This is a genomic window from Microcystis sp. T1-4, from assembly GCF_000297435.1.
Classification (GTDB): Bacteria; Cyanobacteriota; Cyanobacteriia; order Cyanobacteriales; family Microcystaceae; genus Microcystis.
This window is the reverse complement of the sequence record NZ_CAIP01000145.1, coordinates 1-12393: the sequence shown is the minus strand read 5'-3', so window position 1 is coordinate 12393 and position 12393 is coordinate 1. Positions and strand designations below refer to the sequence as shown.

Annotated in this window: 9 protein-coding genes; 3 read left to right on the top strand and 6 right to left on the bottom strand. The window is 45.1% G+C overall.

Annotated elements, in window-relative coordinates:
* Window positions 1-14 precede the first annotated feature (14 nt).
* The 4 genes from MICAI_RS08660 to MICAI_RS08645 all read right to left on the bottom strand — a co-directional run bounded on the left by MICAI_RS08660 (window position 15) and on the right by MICAI_RS08645 (window position 7115).
* Window positions 15-1826, bottom strand: a complete 1812-nt coding sequence (locus MICAI_RS08660) for a proline--tRNA ligase (RefSeq protein WP_008200515.1) — start codon at window positions 1824-1826, stop codon at window positions 15-17.
* Between the two features lie 863 nt (window positions 1827-2689).
* Entirely contained in the window at window positions 2690-4381 is a 1692-nt protein-coding gene (locus tag MICAI_RS08655) for a diaminopimelate decarboxylase family protein (RefSeq protein ID WP_008200510.1), read from the bottom strand.
* A 459-nt stretch (window positions 4382-4840) separates the two neighbouring features.
* Window positions 4841-5479, bottom strand: a complete 639-nt coding sequence (locus tag MICAI_RS08650) for a methyltransferase family protein (RefSeq protein ID WP_039899881.1) — start codon at window positions 5477-5479, stop codon at window positions 4841-4843.
* A gap of 412 nt (window positions 5480-5891) precedes the next feature.
* Window positions 5892-7115, bottom strand: coding sequence for an ABC transporter substrate-binding protein (locus MICAI_RS08645; protein ID WP_008200506.1), 1224 nt, complete (start codon window positions 7113-7115; stop codon window positions 5892-5894).
* A 273-nt stretch (window positions 7116-7388) separates the two neighbouring features.
* On the opposite strand from MICAI_RS08645, the gene MICAI_RS08640 reads away from it, so the two are divergent.
* The 3 genes from MICAI_RS08640 to MICAI_RS08630 all read left to right on the top strand — a co-directional run bounded on the left by MICAI_RS08640 (window position 7389) and on the right by MICAI_RS08630 (window position 10240).
* A complete protein-coding gene (locus MICAI_RS08640) occupies window positions 7389-7694 on the top strand; it encodes a DUF6825 family protein (RefSeq protein WP_008200503.1) in 306 nt (101 codons plus the stop codon).
* A gap of 90 nt (window positions 7695-7784) precedes the next feature.
* On the top strand, window positions 7785-9473 hold the full coding sequence (locus MICAI_RS08635; protein ID WP_008200502.1) for an ABC1 kinase family protein: 1689 nt from the start codon (window positions 7785-7787) through the stop codon (window positions 9471-9473).
* A 44-nt stretch (window positions 9474-9517) separates the two neighbouring features.
* On the top strand, window positions 9518-10240 hold the full coding sequence (locus MICAI_RS08630) for a Stp1/IreP family PP2C-type Ser/Thr phosphatase (RefSeq protein ID WP_008200501.1): 723 nt from the start codon (window positions 9518-9520) through the stop codon (window positions 10238-10240).
* A gap of 204 nt (window positions 10241-10444) precedes the next feature.
* On the opposite strand, the gene MICAI_RS08625 is transcribed toward MICAI_RS08630, so the two are convergent.
* Complete coding sequence (locus MICAI_RS08625) at window positions 10445-11818, bottom strand: ankyrin repeat domain-containing protein (RefSeq protein WP_008200499.1); 1374 nt, start codon at window positions 11816-11818, stop codon at window positions 10445-10447.
* Between the two features lie 35 nt (window positions 11819-11853).
* Window positions 11854-12393 (bottom strand): sensor histidine kinase (locus MICAI_RS08620; protein WP_039899878.1); only part of this gene is annotated, 540 nt, incomplete at its 5' end.

Here is a 12393-nt window from a genome sequence, read left to right as displayed (position 1 = left end):
GTATATTTAATCACTCAATCAGAAGCGTCTGCCTTTGAAATAGCAGTTTTTAAATAGGAAACTACCTCATTAATTGCTACTTCTGACGCTTTTTTACCGGCTCTTTCGACTAATTCCACCTTACCCGATTTGAGAGATTTACCCGTGACAATGCGATAGGGAATCCCAATTAAATCCGCATCTTTGAACTTAACTCCCGCACGTTCATTCCGGTCATCCAACAGGGTTTCAATGCCGGCTTGATTTAACTCATTGTATAAACTTTCGGCGGTTTTTACCTGCTCGGCATCGGCTAAATTAGGAATAACCACAATCGCTTGATAGGGGGCAATAGCTACGGGCCAAATAATGCCATCTTTATCGTAGGATTGTTCTACGGCTGCCTGGGCTAAACGCGATACTCCTATACCATAACAACCCATACAAATGGGGGTAGATTCTCCCGCTTCATTAGTATAAAAAGCGTTCATAGCTTGAGAATATTTATAACCCAATTGGAAGATATGACCGACTTCAATTCCTCTAGCACTTTGCAAGGTTTGATTAGGATCGTGAATAGCTCGATCGCCTACCCGGGCTTTGCGTAGATCGACGATTAATTCCGGTAAGATAAAATCTTTACCCCAATTGGCCCCCACTACATGAAACCCGGTTTCATTAGCACCGGTGATAAAGTTTTCTAAGTCTGTCACCGTGTTGTCTGCTATGCGTAAAAATTTAGAAGCAATATCGCTGGCTTTTTTGAGCAAATTATCTTCTAAGTCGGGAGCAATATAACCTAAAGGTAAAGGTTTAGTTGCCCATTGCTGTTGAGCGGCAGCATCGGGTATTTTTAAAGCCAAAATTGTTTTAGCATTGTAACGGCCCGCCTGTCTAACTAATTCATTTTGTAGTTTAACTTCGTTAACCTCTTGATCGCCGCGAATGCTCACCAAAACTAAAACAGTTATGCCGCTATCATACACCACTTCGTAGAGAACATTTTTGACGATAGCGGTGGCGGAACAATCGAGAAATTTAGCTAAACTTTCGATCGTGTTGGTGTTAGGAGTCTCTTTTTTAGTAAACTTTTTAAAGGGAGAAGCCACTTTATCGGCCGGCAAAGAAACGGCTTTTTCCAGATTAGCCGCATACTTTTCATCGCCGGTAAATAAAACCTCATCTTCTCCAGCATCAGCTAAGACCATAAATTCTTGGGATGCGGAACCGCCAATCGCTCCAGAATCGGCTTCTACTGCCCGAAAAGCTAACCCACAACGGCGAAAAATATTGCGGTAAGCTATATCCATCGCTTGATAGGTTTTCTTTAAACATTCCTCGTCAAGATTGAAAGAATAGGCATCTTTCATAATAAATTCCCGTCCCCGCATTAAACCAAAACGAGGGCGAATTTCATCTCGAAATTTAGTTTGAATCTGATATAAATTAACCGGTAATTGTCGATAGGAACGAATTAAATCACGAGCGACGGCAGTAATTACTTCTTCGTGAGTCGGTCCTAATCCTAACTCCCGCTTTTGCCGGTCCGTCAGGGCAAACATAATCCCTTCTGCTTTTGTGTAGGTGTCCCAACGGCCTGATTCTTGCCAGAGTTCCGCCGGTTGCAGTTGGGGAAGTAAACATTCTTGGGCACCGGCTTTGTTCATTTCTTCCCGGACTATCTGGGAGACTTTCTGCAAAACCCGCCACATCAGGGGTAAATAGGCGTAAATACCGCTGCCGATGCGACGAATGTAACCGGCACGGATCAAGCATTTATGACTAGGGATTTCCGCCTCGGCTGGATCTTCCCGGAGAGTGACAAAAAGCTGTTGAGAGAGTCGCATCCTATCGATATCCTTTTGAACAGAAGACTTTCTATTATCTCATCAAAGGAGAGCGACTGCAATTATCAATTACTTGTGTTGACAAACAATAACAGCGATCAGTTTACCGATTCTCAGGTATTTCCCCTCACAACTTGAGACTGGTTGGAGAAGCATTGAACCCTAGTTCCAATTGCCTAACTCCCTTGTTCTCTACTCTAGGAAATATGAGCGTTCAGGTCGATCGCTGTTATCGTCGTTATCGAGACAGAATGTAACTTTAACAGGGTTTACTCCTTTGTGAACTTGACCTTTATAACCTTGCCAGTCGATCTGTCAGGGAAGCTTTTTTCTTTAGCTTCAATTATTAATATAACATCGGATCGGGGCTAGAAATCTTTCTCTTAATCAAAGTTTACATTACTGGGATCAAGGAAAAGCCTTGATGTTTTGACGCTTGACCGACCATAACTCTTATTATCCAAAAATTATGGCAGGAGTAACCTCAACAGTAGTCAAAGAAAGCGCAGAAGAATAGACCTCTGGTAAAAATCAAAAATTGTTGTTAGGGTTAGGAGTCAGTAGCCGGTCGTCAGGAGAATTAGGAATGAACAATAATCAATTAAATGGTCTATTTAAGGATTTTATGCAATTTAATCCTTATTCTTACCGTTTTTGAACCCTCAAAAATTAATTATGCAAGAGGTTTAATGAACTAACTCAACAGACCAAAGAAGCAATCACCGTTAGGGAAAAAGACAAACTGCCACTAAAACAAGAAAAAGCTCCCACCCTCAAGGTGATAGCTAAAAGTTGAGGGCATCATAGAAACACAGTGCCAGCCTGGTTGTGTAAATATCGTGAGCAAGGCAACGAAAAGAACTTTATAAGATGAATCGGAACGATCCCTTAAACTTCCCGTTGCCCAGGTCCCAGTGAGACAGGTGAGTAATATACTTATCCACAGGGAGGCTTGATTGGGGTGCTATATATACAACCAGTCTCAATGGCTGGCTGGTACGAATTATCGTGTCTGACTTCATATATATTCTTGTTCCCCAAACAGAAACATCTTTGGCCTGTTTGCCGACAAGATACAAAGCTGAAATGATTGTGGCATCCGAGGCGATGCGGGCGGCGAATGGGATCGATATCGCTCCTAAAGAACTCTTCGCCTTCACCATAAACTGCAAGGTTCTTGGCGCTATGAGTTGGACTCTGGTAAATGTGTAGCCATCTGAAGATGCTCCCTGCTTGAGATAGTCACTGCTTAGTCTCTCAATGATATCGAGATCAATTTCATGATCTGGCACTTCCGAAGGGAGGCGCGTCGGCAGGGAAAATCCCAAGAAGTTGTGATCGGCAAATACGTCCTCAGCAGTGTAAGCCGTTTCTATTTGACCCATTTCATCTATGGTTATATGCCCGGGCCCGTGAAACCCATTAAAGTGATTGCTTACTGAATAGCAATAGGCCCCTGCGTGTTGGATTAACAATGGATCTCCAGGACTCTGGCCTTCTAAATTGGTCGATGGTAGCAATATATCGCCGGCAAAACAAAGTGGCCCTCCGATAGCATCGTCCCCTTGAGTAGGCAGGGTGCGATGATTGCGATCGATAATTTGGTGGCTCCATGAGAGGAGAGTCACCTTGATTAGCTGGTCGGAGCCAACATCAACAATAGCCCAACGTCTGCCCCGCATCTGCTTAAGCTCGCGGATACGAGTCAACAAGGCGACGGCATTACCAACCAGTGCGTGTCCAGGCTCGACTATGTACTCAATACCGGGTAACAAGTGTTTCTTTAATGCTTCTGTGTACTCTGGGATGGTTGGAAACTGTTGCCCGTCATGGAAGTCAATGCCAAGCCCACCGCCAAGATTTAGTTTTCTCATGCAATGATTCGAGCCGGCCTCGATTAAGTTTTTCAAATGATGAATAAACTGAATCGAATGACTAAATGCCGATACATTATCCATCTGAGTACCAATATGGATATGCAAGCCAGCTATAGGTAGTTGGCAACTGGCCAGCGCATCTGGCAATTCCTCGGATGGGATGCCAAACTTACTGTTGGGCGAGGCGTGAGAAACCAGATCCTGCCAATCAGTATTGTGGAAATATTCCACCGGTTTTTCTGGGTTAACCCGAACCAGCAAGCTCCCACTCCAATCCTTGCCATAAAGCTTATGTTGAAGGTCATCTAATATAGCTTGGGAGTCAGCAACTACTGTTGAGCCTCCATCGAGGAGATCTACCATTAGCTGGCGGTCGGGCGCCGGACTGTTGTATGTGATCCGATTTAACGGGAATCCGCAAGAAAGGGCCAACTCAACTTCATATTTAGAAGAGCAGTCTGCGGAGCATCCCAGGGATGCCAGTTCATTCAGAATCGCCATCGACGGATTAGCCTTTACCGGGTAAGCAACCTGAGATGGACTGCCCACAAGCTCCACAAAGTGGGACAGGTTCCGACGAAGCTGACCGAGGTTCAGTATATATAAAGGAGACCCATGGCGTTTTGCTATCTCCTCGATGTCAATCGATCGCGTCCAAGTTTCCATAATCTCTTCCATAATCTCGCTTTTGTCCAACGCCTAGCATCAACCCCCATCCCTATTCAAGATTCATGAGGGACTTCCTGGTATGGTGTCGGGTGGGTGCTGGCACTTTGAAATGCCTTCAGCTATTTTGCTGCCACTTTTTCTAATCTGGTGGTGGCCGATTGTATTACTGCCACCGTCCTAAGAAAGTGCCAGTGTGGAAGGACTGAAAGCCTTGGAGAGCAGTTCCGACCACGAGTTATATAACATCTCGGATACTGATAGCCGTTAATGGCAATGGGTGAATGAGTATTTGTTCTCATATACAAAGCGGGAAGATCCTAAATTATTAATTAAACCGCTCCCTGCGGTTTAGCACCTTTCCCTATGCTACTATTCCACTTCCATCGGTCTAATACCCCCTAAATGAAACTTAATAGCGCACTCTGCGGTTTAAGAGAAAGACCTTAACTTTGCTTACATCTAAGGGGATTAGTGAGCATCCCGCCTAGGGTTTATTAATAGCTTGGGTAATAGCAATCCAGACTTCGCTTTGTAAGCGTCAAATTCAGGATAGCGGGAGAGGGAGCGGTCTTTTTTAAGCATATTGGGAATGAAGACCCCGGCGATGAATCCCCCCAAAATCAGAAAAGGGAGCCAATGTTGGGCTAACAGGGCAAAACTGAGATAAATTAAAATCTCTCCTAAATAGTTGGGATTACGACAACGACTAAAGAAACCTTCGGTGATCAATCCTTGCCTATATTTAAGGGTAAAATACTTTTGGGCATCGCTACCGTAATGGAGAAATACCCCCATGATATTGATCGCTATGGCTGCGGATATTAAAGGGGCGGCAGCCGTGACCTTCCCACTAACAATAATAAAAGGGGCTGCCCAATATAAACCGAGAACGATAAAAGTAAATATTCCCATAGCCACCGATATTTCTTTTTCCCACTGTTGATCCGGATATAATCTATCCTTGATCAACCACATCAGACCGTAAGTTCCGTGCAGAGCAAGGTATATCCAAGCAAGCAGGGTAAAATTATTATAAAAAGCCATTAGGCCCAATATAATTAGAAAAGTCAGGAATTTATGCCAATTAATCGCGTGTTTTATCTTCATTATTTTCTTCAAAGTAGAAATCAATCCGATCGAGCCACTGCTAAACAATTATAACTACTAACGTTTCCATCCGGTCTTTGACATCGCTTGAGAATAAAAAATAAAGGTCGGGGACAGTTGTTAAAATCCATAATTGCTGGCCCGGTATTCTCCTCTAATTTCCCCAAAGAGTCATTAATCGGCAAATAATCCTAGATCATCAGCACCAGCTTCTGATCTGGTCTGTCAGGTTAACATAGTGTGATTAACTCTCAAGTTATGAATTGTTTCTCCCTTCTCCCCACACCCTAGACCCCACTCTCCTATGCCTTTTAAACAGGATTTAGTCTAACACCACCATCGAATACTGTTGGAAGTGCGTTGCAAGGGAGACCCTTGCAACGAGGTAGAAACGAAAAGAACCCCTTACTGATTAATTTTCCACAAAAGTAAATTTACCATTTTTACCATCGGCATCCATTTTAATGTGTGCCACGGAGAATTTATCCTGAATGATTTCTCCTTCAGGAGTAAAAGCAATATTTCCCAGGACAGTCACATACTTACCCGCTAAAATTTCCTGATTTAATTGTTGGCGAATTTGTTCGAGGGAAAGTGTACTGAGTTTATTTTTATCATCTACCCGTTTTAAGGCCTCGACAAAAACTTGAATTCCCGTAAAAGCTTGAGCGGTAAATTGGGGCGGTGCTTTTTTATTTTCTGCTGTATAAGCGGCGACAAAATCCCGATTAATGGGAAGATCTAATTCTGGGTTATAAGCTTGAGCGATGAGAATACCATCACATTGAGCTTGACAAACTGGGAAAATATTAGAAGTATTTAAACCGTTGCCACCAATAATTAAACCCTGATAGCCTAATTGCCGCAACTGTTTGACCAAATTGCCCCCGTCGGCAACCAAACCAGAAATAATCACTAAATCTGGTTTAATATTGATAGCGGCGGTGGCTTGGTTTTGAAAATCTGTATCGGTGGTTTGGAATTTCTGCACGGTGACAATATCAAGATTTAAACTTTTCAGGGTTTCTTGAAAAGTTTCCGTTTCCGATTTACTAAAAGCATCATTTTGGGCAAAAAAGACAGCCACTTTTTTAATCTTGGGATCGATTTTTAAAGCGGTTTTAATCGCATTGGGAGCAACCACAGCCACAGGAGCAGACACCCTACCCACATATTCGCCGATCTGGGGGATACCTTTAGCGGTATTAGACGGACCGAGAATGGGAACTTTAGCTCGATCGGCGATCGGACTAGCGGCAAAAGCTTGTTGGGACAGGGACGGACCAAGAATAGCCACCACCTTATCTTGGGTGATCAGGGTATTAATGGCGTTGATCGCCCCCTGTTCATCCCCGGCCACATCCTGGATAATAACTTTAATCGGTGTTCCATTGACCCCGCCCTTTTTATTAAAATATGTTTCAGCTATCTTGACACCGATCACCTGTTCCTGTCCCAATAGGGCGACATTGCTGGTTTGAGCCAAAGCTGCACCGATGGGAATAGCAGCAGTGGCGGCCTTTTCGGCGGGACTGGGGTTAGTTTGACTGGTGGGAGTGCCGGAATTACAGGCCACCACTAGGCCAAAAGTGACTAGGGATAGTATTAAGGGGATTAATAAACGTTTTCTGAGCATCTTAACTCTCCTGAGACCGATATTGTTGATGACACTATTATTTCGCTAATCGGGTTGATTTCAGCGATAATTCCCGACGAGATCGAACCGGACTTTACCGCCTTAGAGCCTTTTCTTTCCCTTAATTTTGTCGATTAACCCCCCGTCTAACCCCCGTTTTCAGAAAAACGATTTGCCTTTTCTGGTTCTGTCGCCTAACCTAGTAGTTAGGGAATTTAGATACTGCCCTTCCCGTTCACAAAACCCAGCAAGCGAAAACATCCATTTAAGATTATGACTAACCCCGTTATTCACGCCTTTTTCCTCGGACGAGCGATCGCTGAAGTGGTCAGTGAACAGCTAGAAGACGCGTTGACCAACGCTTTAAGCGAATTAGGCAAATTTGATGCCGAACAACGGGAAAACCTGCGGCAATTCGTCGAAGAAGTGCAAATGAGAGCCGAGCGAGCCGTGGAAAAGGGAGTATATACTGATACAGAGTCCGGTGGTCCTTCTAGTGCCGATGTGCAGGAAAACATCGACGAAATGCGGGCCGAAATCGCCCAATTGCGCTCGGAACTAAAAAACCACCGTAATTAACCCAAAAACCTCTTTTAGTCGCTTTAAAGCCCCAAAAATTGCGTGTCAGCCCTTCTACCCGTCCCCGTTACCCCAGAGTTAAACCCAGCAATGCCGGCCCTCCAAGTCGCCAAAAATAGCTATCGTTGGAATCGAGAAAACTATTCGATCAATCGTCGTCGTCTAGATATTTGGCGATTCGTTCTGACTGTACTTTATCAATTCTGGCTCAACGGTAAAAAATGGAGCTATAACGGCGGCTATAGCCAAGAAAAACTCGCCGGCAGACGCAGAAAACAAGCCGCTTGGATTCGGGAAACCATGCTAGAATTGGGACCGACTTTTATTAAAGTCGGCCAACTGTTCTCCACCCGGGCTGATCTTTTTCCCCTCGAATATGTGGAAGAACTCTCGAAACTACAGGATCAGGTTCCCGCATTTACCTACGAACAGGCCAGCAAAATTATCGAGGTATCCTTCGGTAAACCCCTCAATCAACTCTTTAAAAGCTTCGATCCTATTCCCCTGGCAGCCGCTAGTTTAGGGCAAGTTCACCGGGCCCAACTGAAGACCGGGGAAGATGTGGTGGTCAAAGTCCAACGGCCCGGATTAAAAAAATTATTTAGTATCGATCTGGCTATCCTGAAAAAAATCGCCCAATACTTCCAAAATCACCCCAAATGGGGTAAAGGTCGCGATTGGACGGGTATTTATGAAGAATGCTGTAAAATTCTCTGGGAAGAAACCGATTATCTTAACGAAGGTCGTAACGCTGACACTTTTCGCCGTAATTTTCGCGGGGAAGATTGGGTGAAAGTACCAAAAGTCTATTGGCGCTACACCTCTCCCCAGGTTTTAACCCTAGAATATCTCCCCGGCATCAAAATTAGTCATTATGAGGCCCTAGAAGCGGCCGGACTCGATCGCAAATTGTTGGCTAAACTAGGGGCAAAAGCCTATCTAATTCAACTACTCAACAACGGCTTTTTTCACGCGGATCCTCACCCCGGCAATATCGCCGTTGATAGTGATGGCTCCTTAATTTTCTACGATTTCGGCATGATGGGACAAATTAAAACCAACGTGCGCGAAAAATTAATGCAGACTCTCTTTGGAATTGCCCAAAAAGATGCCGATCGCGTGGTCACTTCTCTAGTGGATCTAGGAGCATTAACTGCCAATGGTGATATGGGAGCAGTGCGGCGATCGATCCAGTATATGCTCGATAACTTCATGGATAAACCCTTTGAGGAGCAATCCGTAGCCTCTATCAGCGATGATCTCTATGAAATCGCCTACGATCAACCTTTTCGCTTTCCCGCTACCTTTACCTTCGTCATGCGGGCATTTTCTACCCTGGAAGGGGTAGGCAAAGGACTCGATCCCGAATTTAACTTTATGGAAGTGGCCCAACCTTTTGCCCTGCAATTAGTAAATGATATGACAGGAAATAATGGCAGTAATATCCTCGATGAGTTAGGACGGCAAGCGGCCCAAGTGAGCAGCACCGCCCTGAGTTTACCCCGACGCATCGATGATACGATCGAAAAATTAGAACGGGGTGATATCCGAGTCCGGGTGCGTTCCAGCGAATCCGATCGACTTTTGCGACGATTGGGTATGATTCAAATGGGAACTAACTACACTTTACTGATCAGTGCTTTACTTATCTCAGCGACGCTTCTATTGGTCAGTGGTTTTGGTTGGTTAACTTTAGTGCCGATGGCGATTTCGCTGCTGCCGGGGATAGCTCTTGTAAGACTTTGGCGAAAAATTGAACGTCAGGATCGCATGATGTAATCGATCACGGGATAATAAATATTGTGTTAAAAGCAGAAATTTCCATGAACAATCTTTCTTTTGGAGGAATAACCGATCCTGGTGTAGTGCGATCGGCTAATCAGGATAGTTATTATATCGACCCCGAGCGGCGCTTTTTTATCGTTGCCGATGGTATGGGGGGTCATGCGGGAGGCCAGGAAGCTAGTCAAATCGCCACTACAACTATCCAAGCTCATCTAGAAGAACACTGGAATTCGTCCCTGACTGCTGGGGAATTGCTCCAGGAGGCAATTACTGCCGCTAACGAGAAGATTATCGAAGACCAACTGAAAAATCCCGAAAGACAGGACATGGGGACAACCCTAGTCATGGCTATCTTCCGAGATGATGGCTCTTGGTACACCCATATTGGTGATTCCCGTCTCTATCGCTTTCGTGAGCAAAAATTAGAACAGGTGACGGAGGATCATACTTGGATAGCTAGGGCGGTAAAAATGGGCGATCTGTCCCAAGAAGAAGCAAAAAACCACCCTTGGCGACACATTTTATTCCAATGTCTCGGTCGTCGCGATTTGCCCCCAGTGACGGTATCTCCCCTCGATGTGCAATCCGGCGATAGTTTAATTCTCTGTAGTGATGGTTTGACGGAAGAACTGTCCGACCGGGAAATTAGCGATTATTTGCAAACCGGTGCCGATTGTCAGGAAATTGTCGAGAATTTAGTGGCAGCGGCCAAAAAAGCCGGCGGTTCCGATAATATCACCGTGGTCATGGTCAGCTGTTGACTATCTAGGGTTTGCGGCAAAAAGTTTCTCGCGGGGAAGTGGGGAAGTGGGGAGATGGGAATTATGAATTATGAATTATGAATTATGAAGTGGGGAAGTGGGGGAATTTCAACTAAAACCCTAAAACCCTAAAACCCTAAAACCCTATCTCCTGCCGATCGCCGATCGCCTCATCTCAACAAGCAATTTAAATTCGCGGGCAGCTTACTCGATCGCTCCCGCTTGTTGTAATAAAGAAACGATCGCCTGATGGTGATTAAATTTAGCTAACATTAAAGCGGTCATTCCCCCTTGATTTTTCTGATTTAAGTTCACCTTTCCCCCGTCTAACAAGACTTTAACCGTGTCGAGACAACCGTGATAACTCGCCCACATTAAAGCGGAAGCGCCGCTAAAATCGAGTTGATTGACATCGGCACCGATATCGATTAGCCTGCGCACCAATTGACTATTATTGCCCTCACAAGCTTTCATGAGGACGGTTTTGCCATCGGGATAAACGGTGTTGGGATTGGCCCCGTAGTCGAGGAGATAACGGCAGATTTCCCTAAATTGGCGCTGTAGAGCTAAAGTTAACGGTGTTTCTCCCTGCTGAGTTAGGTTAGGATCCGCGCCCTGTTTTAACAATTCTAAAACGAGCGCTTCGTATCCCTGCACGGTGGCGATGATCAGGGGTGTATCACCAAAATGGTTACAGTGATTGACAAAAGCGCCTGCTTGTAGTAAGGCCTGGACGATCTCTAAATGTCCTTCGATGGTCGCTAAATGCAGGGCCGTTTCTCCCGCCTGATTTTGATCGTCAACACTGGCCCCCTGAGCGAGTAAAAGTCGGACAATATGGAAATATCCCTCAGCAGCGGCGATCATCAGGACAGTTTCTCCCTCCTCCGTGCTGATATTCGGATTTGCTCCCGCTTGCAGTAAAGTTTGTACGCTGCCGAGATTTCCCCTCTCTACAGCCAAAATTAGGGGAGTTTCCCCAGATAAAGTGGGAAAATCGAGGGGCAGACCACGGCTAATAAATAATTCGAGGATTTCCTGGCGATTAGCGACGAGAGCCTCTAACCAAGCTTCTTGACGGATTTCTTCATCTACACCACGATCTAGCAGTAAACGGACGATGGCGGCGTAATTTTGTTTGATCGCTACAGATAAAGCCGTATCTCCATCCCGATCGCGCATATTGACCCGAGCGCCGGCGGTTAATAACTGTTCTGCGATCGCTGTATGACCCTTATAAGCAGCAATCATTAGTGCTGGCGTACCATCTTGATTGACCTGATTGACATTAGCGCCGACGGCGATTAATTGAGCGAGGATTTCACCGTGATTGAGGGCAGCCGCTAACATGAGAGGGCTTAAACCTTGGGGTTGTTTACTTTTGTTGATATCAGCCCCAAATTCTCGCAAAATCGCCACAATTTCCCCATGACCCCCCTGCACGGCATAGATTAAAGCCGTAGTATTTTGGCTATCGGTGGCGTTGACATTTGCCCCCTGACTCAGTAAAGCTTGAACCCGCGCGAGATTACCCTGACGCGCCGCTTGCATTAACAAGATATCCCAATTAGAAGCCATTAACAGTGACCGCTCGGCAGAAAGTATTTTTTCTATTATTGATCGTTATAGGCGGGCAAACGGACAGAAAAGCTACTACCCCGTTCTAATTCTGAGGTGACGGCAATAGTTCCCCCATGAGCATCGATAATGCGACGGGAGAGATAAAGTCCTAACCCATTGTTGGAACTGTCTGGGGAACTGGAGTACAGGCGCTCGAAAATCCGGGGTAGTTCTTCTGCTGAAATGCCTATACCAGTATCCTCGACGACAATGGTGACAAAAGTATCTTCCTCTGTAGCTGGGATGAGATGAATTTTCACATCACCCTTTTGGGTAAATTTAATCGCATTGCCGATGAGATTGGTAAAAACGCGCCGCAGTTCCAAGCGATCGCCAGTTAGGAAAATTTCCCCGGCATTTTCGGCATTTAAGCTTAATTCGAGTCCTTTTTCTCGGGCAAGGGGAGTTAACTGCTGACAGACTTCTTCGAGAATATCGATAATCTTTAATTTAGTAAAATTAAGTGTCTTTTCGCCGTTTTCATAACAATAAACTTCCAAAAGATTATTAACCATTTCCAAGAGATTTGTATC